The organism is Paenalcaligenes hominis (genome assembly GCF_041359055.1).
Classification (GTDB): Bacteria; Pseudomonadota; Gammaproteobacteria; order Burkholderiales; family Burkholderiaceae_B; genus Paenalcaligenes; species Paenalcaligenes hominis_A.
The window spans coordinates 290,639-310,467 of record NZ_JBGJKZ010000003.1; the positions used below are offsets into that span (position 1 = coordinate 290,639).

Genomic DNA, 19,829 nt, shown 5'->3' on the forward strand with positions numbered 1-19,829 from the left:
TTAAGGATTGTAGATGATGACAAGTCCATCGGCTTTGGATGCATTGAGCACAGCCAAATCGGTTTTATTAACCCCTTGGGGCGTAACCGAGCACGATTTACAACATAGTTTGGCTGAGATTTTCACCCATCGAGTGGACTATGCCGATTTGTATTTTCAATATTCGCGTAGCGAGGCTTGGAGCCTAGAAGAAGGTATAGTTAAAACAGGCAGTTTCAATATTGAGCAAGGCGTAGGTGTACGCGCTATTAGCGGTGAAAAAACGGCGTTTTCGTATTCCGATACCCTAAGCCAAGACGCTTTGCTTAGCGCCGCTCATGCGGTACGTAGCATCGCTCGTCAAGGCCAACAAGCACAAGTCCCTTTGCTCAGCGCACGACCTAGCACTAAGCCTTTGCTGTACGTGCCTAACGACCCCTTAAACAGTTTAACGGCACCCGAAAAAGTCGCCTTACTGGAAAAAATCGAACGTATGGCACGAGCCAAAGACCCTCAAGTTATACAGGTCATGGCTAGTCTAGGGGCTACTTGCGATACGGTGCTAGTGGCGGGCAGCGATGGCCGTTTAGCGGCCGATGTGCGTCCTTTAGTGCGTTTATCAATCACCGTTATCGCAGAACGAGCCGGTCGCAGAGAAAGTGGTAGCTCAGGTGGTGGTGGGCGGTTTGATTTAGGCTATTTCGACGAGGGGGTGCTGCAAAGCTATGTAGATCAGGCCGTTAGTCAGGCTTTGATCAACCTAGACGCCAAACCGGCTCCGGCAGGAGAAATGCCTGTAGTGCTTGGCGCAGGCTGGCCCGGTATTCTATTACACGAAGCTGTAGGCCATGGTCTAGAGGGTGATTTTAATCGCAAAGGCTCAAGTGTATTTAGTGATCGAATTGGTGAACAAGTGGCCTCTAAAGGGGTAACGGTTATTGATGATGGTACATTGAATAATCGCCGTGGCTCATTGAATATTGATGACGAAGGTAACCCAACTCAACATAATGTACTGATCGAAGACGGTATTTTGACAGGTTACATGCAAGACATGCTGAATGCACGTCTTATGGGCATGCCCGTAACAGGTAATGGTCGACGCGAATCGTATGCGTATTTGCCCATGCCACGTATGACCAATACGTATATGTTAAATGGCAAACATCATCCTGATGAGTTAATTGCTTCCGTGAAAAAAGGCATTTATGCCGCGAATTTTGGTGGGGGGCAAGTCGATATAACGAGCGGAAAATTTGTGTTTTCCGCTTCCGAGGCTTGGCTAATTGAAAACGGTAAATTGGTACATCCCGTAAAGGGAGCCACCTTAATTGGTTCAGGCATTGAAGCCATGAACCAAGTGTCTATGATCGCTAACAACATGGCTTTGGACTCTGGTGTGGGCACGTGCGGTAAAGATGGTCAAAGTGTTCCCGTCGGGGTGGGCATGCCATCCATTCGGATTGATGGGCTCACTGTTGGTGGCACGGCATAGTCAGGGTAGTAACAGCATGACGAGGGCCGCATTAGCGGCCTTTTCTTTATTTGACAATACTCATTTCAATAGATATGATTTCAGTTGAAATGATTATTTGCTTGATGTGGAATATGAAAGCTAAATGAAAAAACAGGATCAATATGATTTGCGCATCTTGCGTGCTTTACGTCGTATAACACGCTCTATTGCGTTGCATTCTCGGCAGTTATCGGCGGGTAGCAATATCACAGCTCCCCAGTTGGTTTGTTTGCGTACTGTCATAGAAAAAGGTCCTTTAACTGCCACCATGATCAGTCGCGAAATGCATGTAAGCCCTAGCACTGTGGTGGGAATTCTTGATCGACTCGAAGACAAAAACCTAGTTCAACGTGAACGAAGTCGTGAAGATCGTCGTATTGTGTATGTAACTGTTACCGCAGCAGGCAAAGAATTGGCCCTAAGCACGCCATCACCGCTACAGCAAAAGCTGAGCGAAGCTTTACAGCAGCTTTCTGAGCAAGAACAAAAGCAAATTACTACGGCCTTGGAGCGCGTGGTGGCCTTGATTGACTCAGATGCAGAAATGGAAGCCGACCAGTCTGTATCTGCCTTATTGGAGATACCCGAGGGTGCTGTACCACCGGAATCGGGTTTAGTGGTTTGAGCATTACAAAAACAGAGACAACTACTACTACGGAAAGCAGCGACGAAGACCCGCTGCGATACCGCCAGCCAACTATTAACGATGGGGCCGCCATCTACGAATTAATTCAGGCGTGCCCTCCGTTAGACCTCAATTCAAATTATGTGTATTTACTTTTAAGTACACATTTCGCACAAACATGCATCGTTGCATATGATGCTGATCAACTCGTAGGCTTTATATCGGCCTACCGACATCCAAAGAAAGAACACACTTTATTCGTTTGGCAGGTGGCTGTGAGCGCGACCATGCGTGGTCGTGGGCTGGCACCGAGAATGCTAGATGTGCTTTTGGATCGCGACGGTTTAGAGGATATTCAGTTCATTGAAACCACTGTCGATCCGGAAAATAGCGCATCACGACGCCTGTTTGAAAAATTGGCTCAGCGGCATCAAGCACAGCTGACAGAGCTTGAGTTTTTGGTCGCAGAGCATTTTGTAGAACCGCAAGTGGAGCCGTTGCTGCGCATCGGACCCTTGACAACAAACTTGTTATAACAACGAGGAGAAAATCATGTCAGATTTAAAAATATTCGAACGCATGGAATCACAAGTGCGTGGCTACATCCGTTCCTTCCCTGTACTGTTTACTTACGCTAAAGGTTCACTATTGCGTGATGAATCAGGTAAAGAATACATCGACTTTTTTAGCGGGGCAGGAACCTTAAACTATGGCCACAACAATGACTTGTTTAAGCAAAAGCTCATTGAGTATGTGGAAAGCGATGGTGTGGTCCATGGTTTAGATATGGCCACCTCAGCAAAAAAAGCGTTTCTAGAAGCGGTAGATAAGCATTTATTCAAACCGCGTAATTGGAATTACACCTTGCAGTTCACTGGGCCTACCGGCACGAATGCGGTTGAGGCAGCACTAAAATTAGCACGTCAAGTGACTGGGCGGCAAAATGTAATTTCATTTACCCATGGCTTTCACGGTGTGAGCTGTGGCGCTTTAGCGGCTACTGCAAATAAAAAATTCAGAGACGCAGCAGGTGTGCAGTTGCACAACACCACTTTTATGCCTTATGACGGTTATATGGGGCCAGACGTTGATACGATCAGCTACTTAGAGCGTCTTTTGGATGACCCAAGCAGTGGCTTAGATAAGCCTGCTGCAGTTATTGTGGAAACAATCCAAGGTGAAGGCGGGGTAAACGTTGCCACTGCTCGTTGGCTCAAAGCGCTCCAGCAACTATGTAAAGCCCACGGTATGTTGATGATCGTTGATGATATTCAAGTGGGTTGTGGGCGCACTGGCACCTTCTTTAGCTTTGAAAAAGCCGGCATTCAGCCTGACATCATTACTTTGTCTAAGTCCCTCTCTGGTTATGGTTTGCCCATGTCCTTAGTGCTAATGAAACCCGAGTTGGATATCTGGAAGCCCAGTGCTCATAACGGAACCTTCCGTGGTAACAACTTGGCCTTTGTGACTGCAACCGCTGCCCTAGATGCTTATTGGGCCGACGCGAAGTTCAGTAAAGAAATTCAAAACAAAGAAAGCATAGTGCGCGATTGGTTAGAGAATATTGTTCATAGCTACCCTGGCTCTGGTCTTAGTGTGCGTGGTCGCGGCTTAATTCAAGGTTTGGTTAGTCCTGCTGGTTCCGATTTGGCAGCACAAATTGCCAGTCGTGCGTTTGAAAAAGGCTTGGTGATTGAAACCTCAGGCGCTCAAGACGAGGTGGTAAAGCTGCTGCCAGCCCTGACGATTGAAACAGAGCACTTGAAAAAAGGGTTGCATATCCTAGAGCAAAGTGTGGCTGAAGTCATGGCGCAAACACCGCAAACAGCAAAAATTCTTAAACTTGGAGCAAGCTAATGATCGTACGTAATGTAAAAGATGTGATTGGGACTGAGCACGAAGTTCGTACAAACAACTGGGTTAGTCGTCGCGTTCTGCTTAAAAAAGACGGCATGGGTTTTTCTTTTCACGAAACGGTAATTTTTCCTGGGACTGAGACCCATATTCATTACCAAAACCACCTCGAAGCGGTGTGGTGTGTGGAAGGCGACGGGGAAATTGAAACAGTAGCCGATGGAAAAAAATACGCGCTTGGCCCCGGTGTGGTCTATGCATTAGATGAGCATGACGAGCATTATTTACGCGGGGGTGAGAAACCTTTGCGTGTGATTTGTGTGTTCAACCCGCCTCTAAGTGGGTTGGAAGTTCATGATGAAGAGGGAGTCTATCCTGCAGACGTAAGTTAGGAGGTTTATCTATGACAGTTGCTACCGATTACTATCCGTCTCGCGTAGCAACGCCTATGGCATTAGTTCCTCGTGTTGAACCAGTGGTTTATGCACGAGGAGGTTATGCCAAAGCGTTGAGTGCCGAACAGTTACGTAGTTATGAAGAAAACGGTTTTTTAGTCATGCATGATGTGTTTGACCCGGACGAGGTACAAACCTATGCAGCAGAGCTGCACCGTCTCTTGCAAAAGCAAGAGCTAGTAGGGCAACCTGGTACTATTACCGAGCCAGGTAGCGATGCCATTCGCTCATTATTTAAGGTGCATGAGCACAGCGCCTTGGTACAGCAATTGGTACAAGACCCACGTTTGCTAAATGTGGCCTGCCAGATTTTAGGTTCTGATGTGTATATGCATCAATCCCGAGCTAATTTTAAGCCTGGCTTTACCGGTAAAGCATTTTATTGGCATTCGGATTTTGAAACATGGCATGTAGAGGATGGTATGCCAGCCATGCGAGCCCTAAGTTGCTCTGTCTTGTTAACGGATAACAACGCCAGCAATGGTTCTTTAATGCTCGTGCCGGGCTCACATCGATACTTTGTGCCATGTTTGGGTGAAACCCCGGATCAACACCACAAACAATCGTTGAAAAAACAAGAATACGGTGTGCCGAGTCAAGAGCACTTGACACAGTTGGTGGATGAGGGCGGTTTAGTGACTGTGCAGGCTAAAGCGGGCTCTGTCATCTTTTTTGACTGCAACACCATCCATGGCTCGGCAAATAATATTAGCCCTTGGGCTCGCTCTAATTTATTCATGGTCTACAACAGTGTGGAAAATGCATTACAAGCACCTAAATATGGTTTAGAGCCACGTCCTGACTTTTTAGGGCAGCGTAACGTTCACCATGTTTTGAGTCCTTCGTGATGAGTACTATTAGGCACAAAAAAGGCGTCGTATTGACGCCTTTTTTGTTAGGGTAGGGCTTTGTTAAGCGCTCTGACCATTATGTTGCATAAAATGACTTAAAAACTCTTTAGTACGCTCATGCTGGGGAGCTGAAAACAGTTGCTCAGCTGGCGCGTCCTCAACAATGACTCCTTGGTCGAAAAAACAAATACGATCGGAGATTTGACGAGCAAATTGCATTTCATGAGTTACAAGTAAAATAGTCAGGTCGTGTTTAGTACATAAGTGTTCAATCACTTGTAATACTTCCCCAACCAGTTCAGGGTCCAAAGCAGAAGTGGGCTCATCAAATAGCATAATATTCGGACGCATCGCCAAAGCGCGTGCTATGCCCACCCGTTGCTGTTGTCCGCCAGAGAGTTGACTGGGAAACTTGTTTGCATGGTCAGTAAGGCCCACTAAATCTAAATACTCCATAGCGCGCTGTTTGGCCTTTTTCTTGTCCAGCCCAAGCACATGAATAGGGGCTTCAGTGACATTGCGCAACACGCTCATGTGGGGAAACAGATTGAACTGTTGGAAAACCATACCCATTTTTTTGCGCATATGACGTAGGTGCGCCTCACTTGCAGGAACGAGCTGGTCGTTTTTGCTTTCATGCCATAGCGGCTCACCATCTACGTAAATGACACCGCCTTGAATGTCTTCTAGTGTCATAAGAATGCGTAGTACGGTGGACTTTCCTGACCCAGATGGACCAATGATGGTCACTTTCTCGCCTTTATTGACTGTGAAATTTAATTCGTTGAGCACCGTGTGATCACCGAATTTTTTGGTCACGTTTTGAAAATCGATAATGGGGTTAGCCTTAGTCATGGTGTAAATGTATCCCTTCTTTGGGTAAGCGTTCATCCAATAACCGTACAAGCCAAGCAGCAATTAAGGTCATGATGAGATAAATGAGTCCGACCATAGATAGTGGGATAAGGTATTGAAAACTACGATCACCAATAATTTTGGCAACGTTAAGCAGCTCCAGCACGGCAACTACCGATAAAATCGGTACGTCTTTCATAATAGAAACCAAGTAATTACCTAAAGCGGGCACAATACGTGGGATGGCTTGAGGCAATACGATGGTGCTGAAAGTTCTCCAGCTCGATAAATCTAAAGCGCGTGCAGCTTCTAATTGACCACGGGCTACCGACTCGATGCCTGCGCGATAGACTTCAGATGTATACGCGCTGTATTGCAAGCCCAACGCTAAAGCACCTGTTAAAAAAGCAGGTAAAACCAGTCCGTAATCAGGGAGTACATAATATAAAAAGAACAGCTGTACTAATAACGGTGTATCGCGAATAAATTCGCTGATAAATCGTGCAGGCCAAGAAATGAGTTTAAGTCTGACACTTTTTAAAGCCGCTAACACTAAACCCAATACAGCAGCTACAAAAAATCCCAGCACAGTGGCCTGTAAGGTCACTATAAGGCCCTTGCCTAAAATGGGTAAAATAGACCAAGCAAATGCCCAAGCGCTACTGGTATCCCAACTGATGCCAAATAACATTACTGACCTCCTGCGCGCCAACGACTGGTATAGCGCTCAAGCAAATGCATGAGGCCGCTAATTACTAATGCCATACCAAAATACATAACAAGCAACATGGTATAAATCGTGGTGCTGTCTTGGGTGAAGTTGCGAATTTGTTCGGCTCTGAACGCCATATCGGCTAAACCAATTAGTGAGACTAATGCGGTGTCTTTTAGATTTTGAATGGCTAAATTGCCAAAGGTAGGCATCATTTCTGGAATAGCCTGAGGCACAGCAATTCGCCACATGGTTTGTCTTGCATTGAAATCTAAGGCCTTGGCGGCTTCGTACTGCGCAGGAGGAACGGCTTGAATAGCGCCGCGTACGACTTCAGCACCATAAGCGCCTATATTTAACGCAAGCGCTAAAGTACCCGCCAACACAGGGGGCAGTCGTAGATCAAGACCAACGAGTTGGCCCACCATGGGCAAAGCGAAAAACAACCAAAACAGTTGAACTAATAGCGAAGTGCCTCTAAAGACTTCGATAAAGCTTATGCTAATCGCCTTGACCCACCAGTGGGGGGAGAGGCGACCTACACCAAATAAAAAGGCAAACACGACCCCCAGTACAGAGGAATAGAGAGTCAGTTGCACTGTGACCCAGGCACCGGAGAGCAATGGGCCACTGTATTGTATCCAGTTCATAAATTATGAACTCATACAAAGATCAGCAGTGCTCTTGGCGTTGGACTCGCTTTGGTCCACATCGCTAAAACCATAACGGCTCAGAATTTCCTGCCATTCTTTGGTTTTTTTGAAGGCTGCTAATTCCTTATTGATGGCATCGCGTAAGCTTTCTGAGTTGTTAGCGAAAGTGAAACCGCCCCAACTGCGAATGGCTGCACCGTCAATAACAGGGTCTTCAAACTTAGCGGCTAGCTCTACCTTATCACTTTGCTTGGCTAGCTCGGCGGCGGTTAAGCCAGTAGCGGCATAAGCATCAGCACGACCGGTAGCAACGGTTGAAATGGCATCGGCATTATTAGAAATAGTTACCAGTTGCGATTCATCTACCCCAAGTGCTTGCATCATTTCTAGTTGGTCGGCCCCTGCCATAATCGCTACTTTATTTTTGCCATCTTTAAAGTCTTCGTAGCTGTGCAGGTCTTTAGGATTGCCGCTGGCAACTAATAGACCTTCTCCATACGAACTATTAGGTTCTGAAAAGAGAATTTGCTCGCAACGCTGTGGCAAAATAGCCATTTCAGCAGCCACCATGTCAAAGCGGTCGGCTTGTAGCCCAGGGATAAGTGAACCGAAATTAGTGGTTTGCCATTCGATGTTATCGATACCTAGGGCTTTGACTAAGTGCATAGCGACCTCAGGCCCTGCTCCTTTGGCTTCACCGTTTAAATCGGTATAACCATAAGGGATTTCATTAGCTACCGCGATACGGATGGTACCTTTTTTTTGAATCTCCTCTAGGCTTGCTGCATGAGTAGAAAGACCTAGGGTTAATAGAGTCATTGCGGTACTACAAAGAAGAGTGGATCGTGAAAATAAGCGCATTGCTTTTCCTTTCTCTGATTACGTTCATCTGAACTGACGGATGAGGTCAGCAATTTATTTGCATAGTAATAATAGCCTAACAAATCATTTCAACTCAAATCATTTAGGGGCAGTCTATTTGAATAGTAAAGCGTTAGTTAAAATTAATCGCGCAGTTGCTGTAAAACGCACAGCGGATTAGTGATTGTGCTTTATCCAAATAGTGTGGTAGGATAAATTTATGTACAAAGCACTATCCTTTTTCTTCTTTTATTTTTATGCTTTTCCTATGCCGCTGGCGCAGGAAGGGATAGCTTGTACACAACGCACATAGCAAAAAATTCCCAACTAAAGCCGCCAGCGCAGAAGGCGGCTTTTTTTATGCCGCACACTCTGGCAGCACAACCTCAATGGAGTCAAGACGTGTCGCACAATACAGATGATTTACGTATTCGGGAAATTAAAGAGTTAAGCCCACCCGCTCATTTAATGCGCGAGTTTGCCTGCTCAGTCGATGTATCTAAAGTGGTGCACACTGCGCGTCAGGCCATCCACAATATTCTGCACGATCAGGATGATCGTTTAGTAGTGGTAATTGGGCCCTGCTCTATCCATGACACCGAGGCAGCTTTGGATTATGCCCGTCGTCTTGTTCCTTTGCGCGATAAATACAAAGACGAGCTAGAGATCGTAATGCGTGTTTACTTTGAAAAGCCACGCACTACTGTGGGCTGGAAAGGTTTAATCAACGATCCAAGTTTAGATGGCAGTTTCAACATCAACCAAGGGTTGCGTATTGCACGTCAGCTTTTGCTCGAGGTTAATGCATTGGGGCTACCGGCTGGTTGTGAATACCTAGATATGATTACACCGCAATACATTGCTGACTTGGTATCGTGGGGAGCCATTGGGGCACGTACTACTGAAAGCCAAGTTCATCGTGAGCTGGCTTCTGGCTTATCTTGTCCTGTGGGTTTTAAAAACGGCACGGGTGGTAGCACTCGCATTGCTATTGATGCTATTAAAGCGGCATCCCAGCCTCACCATTTCTTATCTGTCACCAAAGGTGGTCACTCTGCTATTGTGTCTACCAAGGGAAATGAAGACTGCCATATTATTTTACGTGGTGGTAAAACCCCTAATCACGATGCTGCCAGTGTAGAGCAAACCGGTCAGGAAATGACCGCATCAGGTTTATTACCACGTATCATGATTGACGCTAGCCATGCGAATAGCAATAAAGACTACCGTCGTCAGCCAGAGGTGATTAATGAAGTGTGCGAGCAAGTCGAGCAGGGCGATGACCGTATCTTTGGTGTAATGGTAGAGAGTCATTTGGTGGCTGGACGTCAAGACTTGGTTGAAGGGCAGCCACTTACGTATGGTCAGAGCATCACTGATGGTTGTATTGGTTGGGAAGACTCCGAGGCCGTACTCGAGCGTTTGGCACAAGCGGTTCGGGTGCGTAGACAAAAGAGCTAATCAACTCGTCTATACTCCACAAAAAAGCAGAGCTGAATACACGACGTTCAGCTCTGCTTTTTTTGTATTTCACCGACAACTTCGCTTAGATTTAGGGTCTGGCTAGATGAGAGGGGTACAATACGCTATGTTTTATAAATAGTCGAAACGACTTTTTTAGGTACAGATTTGCATTATGACAACATCGACAGGCTCTAAAGGGCGAGTAGTAATCGGTCTTTCTGGTGGGGTAGATTCCTCTGTTTCTGCTTGGTTATTAAAACAGCAGGGCTACGAGGTCATTGGCTTATTCATGAAAAATTGGGAAGACGATGACAATAGTGAATACTGCTCAAGCCGCCAAGACTGGCTAGACGCAGCAAGTGTTGCCGATTTGCTTGGTATTGAAATCGAAGCTGTCAATTTTGCTGCCGAGTACAAAGACCGTGTTTTTGCCGAGTTCTTACGCGAGTACACGGCTGGCCGCACACCAAATCCAGATGTGTTGTGCAATGCCGAAATTAAATTTAAAGCCTTTTTAGATCATGCGATGAGCCTAGGAGCCGAGCGCATTGCGACGGGGCACTATGCGCGCGTCCGAGCGGTAGATACGACTCAGGGTAAGCAATATCAACTGTTAAAGGGTGTAGATCAAAGTAAAGATCAAAGCTATTTTTTACACCGTCTCAATCAGGCGCAATTATCACGCACTTTGTTTCCTTTGGGTGAGATTGAAAAAACCGAAGTGCGCCGCATCGCCCAGCAATTGCAACTCCCCAATGCTCAGAAAAAAGATTCGACCGGTATTTGTTTTATCGGTGAGCGCCCTTTCCGTGAGTTTTTAAACCGTTATCTCCCTACCAAACCTGGCCCTATTAAAACGCCAGAGGGGCAAGTGGTGGGCGAACACATGGGCTTGGCTTTTTACACCTACGGCCAACGCAAAGGCTTAGGGGTAGGGGGTATCAAAGGCAAACAGCGCGATGACGGCACTGCCGATGCGTGGTATGCAGCACGTAAAGACTTACAAAGCAACACTTTATACGTGGTTCAGGGCCATGATCACCCGTGGTTATTAAATCACGAGTTACAAGCGGAAAACATCAGTTGGATAGCAGGCCATGCCCCCGATCTTACTCATTGCGCTGCTAAAACGCGTTATCGTCAAACGGATGCGGCTTGCCAAATTCTTCATGCCGATGCCGACACACTTCGTTTGCATTTTGAGCAAGCACAATGGGCCGTAACACCGGGCCAATCCGTGGTGCTCTATGACGGAGACGTGTGCTTAGGTGGTGGGATTATCCAGTAATGAGTCTGCTTTTTATTTTTTTATTGGCTTTACTAGGAACCTTTGTTGGTTTTGCGGCTGGCTTATTAGGTATTGGCGGCGGCATGATCCTGGTGCCGTTTCTTAATTTGCTCTTGCCTTTACTGGGGGTACCTGCAGAAATAGCTGTGCATGTAGCTATTGCTACTGCGATGGCAACTATTATTTTTACCTCATTATCTAGCGTTAAAGCGCATCAGGCGCATGGTGCTATTCGTTGGGATGTGGTGAAGCTTATGGTGCCTGGGCTATTGATTGGCGGTTTGCTCTCTGGGGGAGCTGTTTTTGCTTATATTAATGGCTTAGTGCTTGCCATCATATTTGCTCTTTTTGTGGTGTACAGTGCGCTCAAGATGTTTAAAAACAGCCCACCTCCAGTCGGGGTAGGTCTACCCGCCCCATGGAAGGTGACTGGTTTCGGTGGCGTGGTGGGTTTTATTTCTGGCTTATTGGGTGCAGGGGGCGGGTTTTTATCTGTGCCTTTTCTGGTGCGCGCTAATATTTCCATGCCCAAAGCGATTGCTACTTCTGCGGCATTAGGTTTTTTTATTGCTATAGCTAATGGCGTGGGCTATGTATGGGCCGGATCTCAATACACGGATATAGCTCAGGGTTTGATTGGTTTTGTGTATTGGCCCGCGTTGGTGGTGTTAACGGTATGTAGTATGGTGAGTGCACCGTTTGGTGCTCGCATGGCACATCGATTGCCAGTTAAAACGTTAAAGCGTTTGTTTGCGACCATGCTGCTGATCTTGGCTGTACAGATGTTATTTGAAACCCTACGTGTGCATCTGGGACTGTAGCTGCCAAAAAAAAACCTGACTTGAACTGCTCGTACTAGATTAGATGTTTAATCAACCTTTGTGTGGGCAGTTCACTTTTCAGGGAGTGTCTGGAAATATGTCCTAGCTAGCTGCTAGTTCATCAAGCTGAGTGGTTTGAAAAGACGGGCGGCTTTCCAGTTTGGTTAGGAGTAAAGCCAGTTTTTCGCACTCAGAGCGCCAGTCTAATTCGGGAAAACGCAAATCCAGATAAGCCAGTGCACAGCCTACAGCTAAGTCAGCGAGACTTAGATTGTTGCCCGTGCAGTAGGGCTGAGTGGACGATAGCTCGGCCTCCATGTGTTTCAGTGCAGCCAAGATTTTGTTCTTTTGTCGGTTAGTCCAGTCAGAGCATTGACGTGCAGTGGGGCGCTGCGTTAGTTCGACGTGAATACTTTCTGCAGCATCCATAAGACCATCGGCTACGGCCTCCCAAGCTTTGGTGGTGGCACGCTCACGCCCAGATTGGGGTATGAGACGACTAACCGGCGATAACGTATCAAGGTATTCAACAATGACACGAGAGTCGAACAAACTGCCGTAGTCATCCATAATTAAACAAGGGATCTTGCCTAATGGGTTGTATTGCTGAACGATGGTGTCGTCGGCCCACACGTCTTCGAGAAGTAATTCGTAGTCGAGTTTTTTTTCTGCCATAACGACGCGCACTTTGCGTACAAATGGACAAGTCAGTGAACCAAGAAGTTTCATAGAGAGAATGTGTGAGTTGCTAGCTAAAAAAGTATATCAAGTTCTAACATGGAAAAAGTAAAGCAACAGGATATTTAGCTCTGCACGAGGATAAACGGGCTTTTTTGTGGTTTTAATGTCATGTGCTGTGCATTTATGCAGTTATTTCTGGCTTTAAGCAGGGAACTATGCATAGTGTGGTGCTGCGCTTAGTTAGCAAAATATGATGCATAAAAAATACTGTTTACCCAGAGGCACGAGCACCTAGGCTAAGCGAAGAGGACGTAACTCAAAGGCCAATGGTAGAATAGCGTTTTAGCTATTTTTCCTCTTATACCTAAATTACCATGCAGATTGCTGATCAACTTACTCCTTTAAATGCTTTGTCTCCGCTTGATGGGCGCTATGCGAGCCGCTGCAATGACTTACGCGGTCTTTTATCCGAAGCGGGCTTTATGGCTCATCGTGTCGAGGTCGAAGTAGCGTGGCTTATTGCGCTATCCCAAGCCAACTTGCCCGAACTACCTGCGTTTAGCCAAGGGGCCATTGATCGCTTAAATGCACTAGTTACAGACTTCACCGAAGCCGATGCTCAACGCATTAAAGAAATCGAACGCGTTACAAACCACGATGTTAAAGCGGTCGAGTACTGGCTAAAAGAACAAGTCCAAGACGATGCCGAGCTTAAAACCGCGGCCGAGTTTATTCACTTTGCGTGTACTTCTGAAGACATCAACAACACCTCGCACGCGCTGATGCTAACGCGTGCTCGTCAGCAGGTAATCCTCCCGCAGTTGCAGCAGGTTTGTGACACCATCAAAGCCAAAGCACTTGAGTACGCTGATCAGCCTTTGTTGTCACGTACACATGGTCAGCCAGCTAGCCCCACCACTATGGGTAAAGAGTTTGCCAACGTAGCAGCGCGCCTAGAGCGTGCTATTGCTGCTATTCAAGCGGTAGAGCCATTAGCCAAGCTGAATGGGGCCACAGGCAATTACAACGCGCACCTTAGCGCCTATCCCGAAATAAACTGGCCTGCTTTTAGTAAAGCGGTATTGCAGCAGCTAGGTTTGGTTCAAAATGAACACACTATCCAGATTGAGCCGCATGACTGGATGGCTCAGTTATTCGACGCCATCGCTCGTGCTAATACCATTTTATTAGACTTCAATCGCGACATCTGGGGTTATATTGCTTTGGGATACTTCAAACAGCGTCTTAAAGAGGGGGAAATTGGTTCTTCCACCATGCCTCATAAGGTCAACCCCATTGACTTTGAAAACTCCGAAGGCAACTTAGGTTTGGCTAATGCGGTGTTCCGTCACTTATCGGAAAAATTACCCGTATCTCGTTGGCAGCGTGACCTAACAGACTCCACCGTATTACGTAACCTAGGTGTGGGCTTGGGGTATAGTGTGGTCGCTTACGATGCGTGTTTACGTGGTCTGAACAAACTTGAGATCAATGCTGAAGCCATTAATACTGACTTAGACAATTGCTGGGAAGTGTTAGCCGAACCAGTTCAAACGGTGATGCGCCGTTACGGTTTGCCTAACCCATACGAGCAATTAAAAGAGCTCACCCGTGGTAAAGGCATTAACGAAATTGGTTTACGCGAATTTATTACCAACCTAGACTTACCGCAAAATGTTAAAGCCGATTTATTAGCCATGACACCGCGCAGTTATATTGGTTTAGCGGCTCAGCTAGCTAAACAAATCTAAATTTACTATTTGTTGGTTCATAAAAAACGCCTCGTTAAACCGGGGCGTTTTTTGTTAGGGCTAGAAGTATTAGCTAGCTAAAGATCTATAGCCACACGCCCACACCCTTGTAGTACTTCATTATTAATTGTTAATTCAGCCTGATAGGGGTAAAGGGTATCGCTCATGGTGTCGTTGCAGTAGCCTGGACGAATACGTAATACCAAAATATCGTTTCCGTGCTTTGCCTGAGCCACCCACTCTGTGTCGTCGTCACGCTTGGGGGTAAATGTCGTGCTGAACCGCGTGCTTCCAGTATCGAGGATGACGTCCGCTTTTAAACTATATTGCAGCCGCACAGACCAGCCGGGTTCGTTACCTAGAGCTTGAAAAGGAAAAGTTAACGAGGAAGACGGATTAGGAGAAGTGCTGCAAGCACTAAGCAGTACTACACCTAAACTCGCAATAATGTGTATGGGCCTCATGTGTCATCCCTTTAAAGTAGATAAACAACGTTTACTCTTCAGTTGATTCATCTGTGTCGTTTTTTAATAAATGACCTAGTTTTAGGACTTTTGTGTGTAAGTAGTACTGGTTATATGGGTTGGGCTTGATTCGATGTTCAATGCGCTCCACCACATCGTAGCCCATGTTTTCGAGTGCTTTTACTTTACGTGGATTGTTGGTCATTAGACGAATAGAACGAATAGTAAAGAAGTCCAACATAGGGCGTACTAGCTCGTAATCGCGCTCGTCTGCTTGAAAACCCAGTTGATTATTGGCTTCGACGGTATCCGCCCCTTCGTCTTGTAGGTGATAAGCTCGAATTTTATTAATTAAGCCAATGCCGCGGCCTTCTTGGCGTAAATACAAAACGGCACCTCGGCCTTCGGCTGCAATACGTTGTAGGGCTTTTTTCAGTTGAGGCCCGCAGTCGCAGCGTAAGCTAAATAGAGCATCCCCCGTTAAACACTCTGAGTGCAAACGCAAAAGCACTGGCTCGGGCGTGGTTAAATCCCCCATCGCAATGACCAAATGTTCTTTTTGGGTTTGCTTTTCAATAAAAACATGAAGATTAAATTCGCCCCACTCAGTGGGCAGGCGGCTGGATGTAACGTAATTCAAAATAGAGACCTAAAGGCTAAAAAGAGCCTAACAAAATAATTACAGCAACTAATATAGCATTATGATGTAAAAAAAAGCACCTTGATAGTGTTTACCAAGGTGCTAAGCCAGTATGTCTAGAGCCTTAGCTTAATGGGTTAGATTTTCTCAATACGTGCTGGTAGCCCTTGGCGAACCACAGCACCCGAGACCCAGTCAATCCACACGTTATTGTGTTGACCGCGGGTGATATCGCGAAAACCTAAATCGTTAATGTTTACCCCTGCGGCTAGGGCCGGGTTGTGGGCAGTGGTTTGACCATCAATTTGATGGGCACGAGCCCCTAACTCTTTGTGACCATAGCCGTGCTCAATAGCTAATGCCCCTTGCATGACCCCATCACGAATCATAGCGACCCCTTGGGTGCTGTGCCCAGGGCTTACAATACGAATGGCATCGCCGTTACGTATCCCCAGTCGTTCTGCATCGGCTTTGTTAATGGATACGGGGTTGTGCGGATGCACTTGACGTAAACGGTCTACAGCAATAGACATGGAGCTCATTAAATTCGACTTGTACGAAGTCATTAAGAATGGCCACTCTTGTTCTGAGTAATGTTCACGCATAGCACTACCGTCTGCCATACGGGTTGGGTACCAGGTTGGACAACCACTGTTGTGTGCACCTGTGTAAGCATGCTTAGAAAGAAACAGCTTTTCATCCCATACAGGTAACATGAACTCATGCAGTAGTTTGAGTTGTCCTTTGTTTTCATCCCAAGCGTCTGCTACACGATCAAAACGGCCGCCTCGGCTCATGATGGTGGCTACTTTACGCCACTCTTCATCTGAGACGCGCTCTTTAATGCGCGCTTCATAACGATTAACACCGGTTAAAGCTAAATCATCGTCGCTAGCATCAGCTACTGGTCGTTTCATTGCGTACGCAATGTTTGCAAAGCCACGCAGGTAGAAATCGGGGGCGGAGTGCAAGCCCAAACGCGTTTCGCTATTGGGAACCCCAATTGCGTTATCTCCAAAGCCAGGCATATCCAATCGTTTTGCCACGGAAATTAAAAAGCTTTCTAATGAAATAGGCTCGCCATCAGCGGTACGGCTTACTTTGGGTTCAATGACAGGCCAACGCACAGTGGATGTTTTGGCAATCACGTCGGCCCAAGGGGCTGATACGCCCCAGCTTTCGTAGGTGACAGTATCAGGAACAATATAGTCCGCAATCGCACTGGTTTCATTAATAAATGGCTCAATCGACACAATCAGAGGCATTTTCTTTGGATTGCATAAATCCTCATACAGTGCATTACGCATGCCCGCAATGCCATAGAGGAAATTCCCCATGTGGTTAATCCAGGCTTTAGCTTTGTAAGGGTAGCCTGCCATGCCTGAGGCCACGATTTCAGAGCTAAGCGTGCCATTGACGATTGGATACCAAGGCGCTGGAGCCGGGTACGGGTTTTCACCTGCCGCCACACGGCGTTTGTACTCAGATGATTTTTCATACGCCATACGATTGCGTGCCAAGGAAAGCCCCTTGGGTTGTGTTTGACCTTTAAAGCGGAAGTCATAGCGAGGACCAGGGCCAAAGGGGCCAAAAGGACCGGCATCCAAAACTAAACCGCCTTTAACGTTTAAGTTACCCACTAAGGTATTCAACATAGCAATTGCATAAGCGGTGTAAAAACCGGCACCGCTCATGGTGCCACCATGGGCATCCACAACAGCGCGTTTACCATAGCTAGTGAATTCTTCGGCTAAGGCAACTATGTCTTGGACAGCAACGCCACACTGAGCACTGTATTCTTCTAAGCTCATGCGTTGTGCTTCTTCACGCAGTTTGCTTAGTGAGCTGCAGACATTGATGGGGGTTTCGCCCAAGCCGGGCACCACGATACGGCGATTGACAAAGAGTTCGGCGCTTTCTAGCGTTGTGTCATGCGGCGCTAGACTGCCATCAGCACGCTGCACCACAAAAACAGTTTGGGCCTCTTCTGCTTCAGCTGGCTCTTGGACAGGCCATCCCATATCGCTAGCACGTAAAAAAGTACCATGACGTGGGTGTGAGGGATCGTTAATCATCAAGTGAGTGGCATTACACCACGAGGCTTCACCCGCAGCTAACATGGCAGCCGGGCCTGGCTGAGCTAGCATTTTATGATCAAATCGCTCGTTCTCTAGCATCCAGCGAATCAGTCCCATAACTAGGGCCAAATCGGTAGCTGGTTTAACGGCGAGCCAGCGATTGCCCGAACCGGCTGCCAAGCTGGAGGAGGTAGGTAATACAGGTGAAACCACCACATATTTAAAAGGGTTTTCTGGTCTGGAGCGGGCTTCTGCAAGTTCACGACCTTGGCGTTGGAATGGGTTACCCGATTGAGCTGGAGCTGCACCAATAAATAAACCAAACTCGGCGTTCGACCAATCCGGTTTGCCATGTGGCATACCAGCTACGTTCCCTAAAGCTAAGCCTGCACCAACGCGAAAGCTTTGGCCGCAGTAAGAGCCGTGGTTTGCAAAATTCATGGTCCCAAAAGACTGTTGAGCAAAACGACGAATAAGCGGTGTACGACCTTCGTTACCTGCGTCGGTCATAATAAGCTGATTGGATAAGGGGCCGTACTCTGGGTTGTCAGGATCGATTAAGGTTTCACGATCAAAAATAGCACGTAAGCCATCAACATGGCCTTCACCGAAAAGGTCGCCGCCTTCGCAAACCTCTTCGATCAACTGCTCAAAACTAATGCTTTCCCATTTGCCTTCACCACGCTTGCCCACACGCTTGAGCGGACTTAGAACACGGTACGGGTTTGTGACCTGTTGCTGCATAGAGCTGCCACGCGCACAGGAGGTAGCACGGTCGTCAATACCGTACTCTAAGCCAAGTTTGGCATAGACCTCGCGCACTTCTAGGTTCATGTCAGCGGGGCGCGTGGTTGCTAACGGATGATAGGGGTTGCCGGCAATACGCATAATGCTATTGCTTTCTTGGTCAACACGTACACGCACGCCACATTGGGTCCAGCAACCTAAACACAAGGATGGGCTAACAACTTGACCAGGTTGGGTGGTGAGTTGTCCTGTTTCTTGATTAATGGTGAATTCCGGTGTGAGGGAATTGCCACGGGTTGCGCTTTTTGGGGGATGCCCTGCAGAGCCGTGTGTGAATCCTTTGACCGCATTGACCACGGTGTCGGTATAACCAGCAGCAAAGACGGCCATACCACCTGCTGCCAATGAACCATGTTTTAACAGTTTACGTCTGTCGTTGTTGGGTTTGTCCTGTTTACTCATAGCAATTTCCGAATTTGTTCATTAAGCATTGTGGGGACGTAGAGCGGTCCAAGAAGGGTAACGGTCTATAAACCAAGTGACCAGGGCTAAAAGAGCTGTACAAAGACCAAATACCCCCAGCATCCCTAATAAACCGTCACTACCAAGTGGCATGCTGTGTAAGTAAAGACCTGCACCGTATTTAGGCACACCTTGGACGCTCATGAGCACAATCCAACGGAATACCCAAGCGGCAGCCATCATCAATAGCGCGCACAGCATAGAGTGCACTGGTGTGCATAACCGAGAGGCAGGTACGCGAAGCAAAAGAAAGAGAAGCAAAGCCAAAACTACCGAAGCAATAAGGCTAGTACGCCAAGTAGGGTACGTAGTAAATAGCTCTAAAGCAGCGGCAAATGAAGGGTCTAAGCCAAGCCAGCCAGTAACTAACCAAGCCACTGCGCTAAGCGTAAGAAGTACTAATGCGCTTAACCCTAATTTGCGCATAAATGCAGCAGGTAAAGCTCCAACGCCACCAGGTAACCAACGTGCTACAAAGAGCATGGCTCCTAAGGCAGCAAGCCAGCCTGTTAAAGCAAAGTTAATGGGAAGAAAATACGTATGCCAAAGCGGACGTGAACGTAAAATCATGACCTCAGCGCCGGTATAAATCAGAATGCTTAAAGCAGAAACCAGCAAAGCCAAAGCACATACACGCAATAGACTGTTTTTACCCAACCACCACAGAGCACAAAAGAGCAAAGATAGGCTCACAAAAATGGGCAGAAGTACCGCGCCAATCGACATCCAAGACCACGGTGTAAAATGAGCATAAAAATGCCAGAAACGCGCAGGTTGATGCAAGTCTGCCAATAAGGCCACGGGGGCAGAAATCGCCGTCACTGCTAAGACAGTGATAGCGGCAGGTAAAAGACGACGCTCAGGGGCGTCGACGGGGCGAAGTGCCACCATGGCTGCAGTAATAGCTGTAGTACAAGCAATAGCAACTAAAAAGAAATATTGCACTGCCCAAGGTAGCCAGGCCGCATCATAAGAAGGGGTAAGAATTTCAATAATATTCATAACGGCATCC

At 47.1% G+C, this 19,829-nt stretch carries 19 protein-coding genes; 10 read left to right on the forward strand and 9 right to left on the reverse strand.

Features of this window, described 5'->3' with window-relative positions:
- Positions 1-13 precede the first annotated feature (13 nt).
- The 6 genes from tldD (at position 14) to thpD (ending at position 5,277) form a co-directional block, all read left to right on the forward strand.
- Positions 14-1,474, forward strand: a complete 1,461-nt coding sequence (tldD, locus tag ACBP46_RS08590) for a metalloprotease TldD (RefSeq protein WP_371016320.1) — start codon at positions 14-16, stop codon at positions 1,472-1,474.
- Between the two features lie 124 nt (positions 1,475-1,598).
- A complete protein-coding gene (locus tag ACBP46_RS08595; protein ID WP_371016321.1) occupies positions 1,599-2,120 on the forward strand; it encodes a MarR family winged helix-turn-helix transcriptional regulator in 522 nt (173 codons plus the stop codon).
- On the forward strand, positions 2,117-2,656 hold the full coding sequence (gene ectA, locus ACBP46_RS08600; protein WP_371016322.1) for a diaminobutyrate acetyltransferase: 540 nt from the start codon (positions 2,117-2,119) through the stop codon (positions 2,654-2,656). Before ACBP46_RS08595 ends, ectA begins: the two co-directional genes overlap by 4 nt.
- A gap of 16 nt (positions 2,657-2,672) precedes the next feature.
- A complete protein-coding gene (ectB, locus tag ACBP46_RS08605) occupies positions 2,673-3,977 on the forward strand; it encodes a diaminobutyrate--2-oxoglutarate transaminase (protein ID WP_371016323.1) in 1,305 nt (434 codons plus the stop codon).
- Entirely contained in the window at positions 3,977-4,366 is a 390-nt protein-coding gene (locus ACBP46_RS08610) for an ectoine synthase (RefSeq protein WP_371016324.1), read from the forward strand. The genes ectB and ACBP46_RS08610 overlap by 1 nt, the downstream gene beginning before the upstream one ends.
- 11 nt (positions 4,367-4,377) lie before the next feature.
- Positions 4,378-5,277 (forward strand): ectoine hydroxylase, encoded by a 900-nt coding sequence (gene thpD / locus ACBP46_RS08615; RefSeq protein WP_371016325.1) that lies wholly within the window; start codon positions 4,378-4,380, stop codon positions 5,275-5,277.
- Between the two features lie 63 nt (positions 5,278-5,340).
- Here thpD and ehuA read toward each other — a convergent pair whose 3' ends face one another.
- The 4 genes from ehuA to ehuB are packed head-to-tail and all read right to left on the reverse strand — an operon-like array spanning position 5,341 to position 8,361.
- Positions 5,341-6,135: an ectoine/hydroxyectoine ABC transporter ATP-binding protein EhuA gene (gene ehuA, locus ACBP46_RS08620; protein ID WP_371016326.1), complete on the reverse strand. Its 795-nt coding sequence runs from the start codon at positions 6,133-6,135 to the stop codon at positions 5,341-5,343.
- Positions 6,128-6,826, reverse strand: coding sequence for an ectoine/hydroxyectoine ABC transporter permease subunit EhuD (gene ehuD, locus ACBP46_RS08625; RefSeq protein WP_371016327.1), 699 nt, complete (start codon positions 6,824-6,826; stop codon positions 6,128-6,130). The genes ehuA and ehuD overlap by 8 nt, the downstream gene beginning before the upstream one ends.
- The gene (ehuC, locus tag ACBP46_RS08630) at positions 6,826-7,497 is read right to left on the reverse strand and encodes an ectoine/hydroxyectoine ABC transporter permease subunit EhuC (protein WP_371016328.1); all 672 of its coding nucleotides are present in this window, start codon (positions 7,495-7,497) and stop codon (positions 6,826-6,828) included. Before ehuC ends, ehuD begins: the two co-directional genes overlap by 1 nt.
- A gap of 3 nt (positions 7,498-7,500) precedes the next feature.
- Positions 7,501-8,361: an ectoine/hydroxyectoine ABC transporter substrate-binding protein EhuB gene (ehuB, locus tag ACBP46_RS08635; protein WP_371016329.1), complete on the reverse strand. Its 861-nt coding sequence runs from the start codon at positions 8,359-8,361 to the stop codon at positions 7,501-7,503.
- A 402-nt stretch (positions 8,362-8,763) separates the two neighbouring features.
- Here ehuB and aroG point away from each other — a divergent pair, with 402 nt between their 5' ends.
- The 3 genes from aroG to ACBP46_RS08650 all read left to right on the forward strand — a co-directional run bounded on the left by aroG (position 8,764) and on the right by ACBP46_RS08650 (position 11,934).
- Positions 8,764-9,822 carry a 3-deoxy-7-phosphoheptulonate synthase AroG gene (gene aroG / locus ACBP46_RS08640; RefSeq protein ID WP_371016570.1) on the forward strand — a complete coding sequence of 353 codons (1,059 nt, stop codon included), beginning with the start codon at positions 8,764-8,766 and terminating at the stop codon, positions 9,820-9,822.
- Between the two features lie 175 nt (positions 9,823-9,997).
- Positions 9,998-11,113 (forward strand): tRNA 2-thiouridine(34) synthase MnmA, encoded by a 1,116-nt coding sequence (mnmA, locus tag ACBP46_RS08645; protein WP_371016330.1) that lies wholly within the window; start codon positions 9,998-10,000, stop codon positions 11,111-11,113.
- Entirely contained in the window at positions 11,113-11,934 is an 822-nt protein-coding gene (locus ACBP46_RS08650) for a sulfite exporter TauE/SafE family protein (protein WP_371016331.1), read from the forward strand. Before mnmA ends, ACBP46_RS08650 begins: the two co-directional genes overlap by 1 nt.
- 102 nt (positions 11,935-12,036) lie before the next feature.
- On the opposite strand, the gene ACBP46_RS08655 is transcribed toward ACBP46_RS08650, so the two are convergent.
- Complete coding sequence (locus tag ACBP46_RS08655; RefSeq protein WP_371016332.1) at positions 12,037-12,663, reverse strand: glutathione S-transferase N-terminal domain-containing protein; 627 nt, start codon at positions 12,661-12,663, stop codon at positions 12,037-12,039.
- 326 nt (positions 12,664-12,989) lie between these two features.
- On the opposite strand from ACBP46_RS08655, the gene purB reads away from it, so the two are divergent.
- The gene (purB, locus tag ACBP46_RS08660) at positions 12,990-14,366 is read left to right on the forward strand and encodes an adenylosuccinate lyase (protein ID WP_371016333.1); all 1,377 of its coding nucleotides are present in this window, start codon (positions 12,990-12,992) and stop codon (positions 14,364-14,366) included.
- A gap of 77 nt (positions 14,367-14,443) precedes the next feature.
- Here the strand turns inward: purB and ACBP46_RS08665 are convergent, their stop codons facing one another.
- The 4 genes from ACBP46_RS08665 to nrfD all read right to left on the reverse strand — a co-directional run bounded on the left by ACBP46_RS08665 (position 14,444) and on the right by nrfD (position 19,819).
- Positions 14,444-14,830: a COG3650 family protein gene (locus ACBP46_RS08665; protein ID WP_371016334.1), complete on the reverse strand. Its 387-nt coding sequence runs from the start codon at positions 14,828-14,830 to the stop codon at positions 14,444-14,446.
- Positions 14,831-14,861: 31 nt separating this feature from the next.
- The gene (gene ribA / locus ACBP46_RS08670) at positions 14,862-15,470 is read right to left on the reverse strand and encodes a GTP cyclohydrolase II (protein WP_371016335.1); all 609 of its coding nucleotides are present in this window, start codon (positions 15,468-15,470) and stop codon (positions 14,862-14,864) included.
- 137 nt (positions 15,471-15,607) lie between these two features.
- Positions 15,608-18,757 carry a molybdopterin dinucleotide binding domain-containing protein gene (locus ACBP46_RS08675; RefSeq protein ID WP_371016336.1) on the reverse strand — a complete coding sequence of 1,050 codons (3,150 nt, stop codon included), beginning with the start codon at positions 18,755-18,757 and terminating at the stop codon, positions 15,608-15,610.
- Between the two features lie 21 nt (positions 18,758-18,778).
- The gene (gene nrfD, locus ACBP46_RS08680; protein ID WP_371016337.1) at positions 18,779-19,819 is read right to left on the reverse strand and encodes an NrfD/PsrC family molybdoenzyme membrane anchor subunit; all 1,041 of its coding nucleotides are present in this window, start codon (positions 19,817-19,819) and stop codon (positions 18,779-18,781) included.
- Between the last annotated feature and the right edge of the window lie 10 nt (positions 19,820-19,829).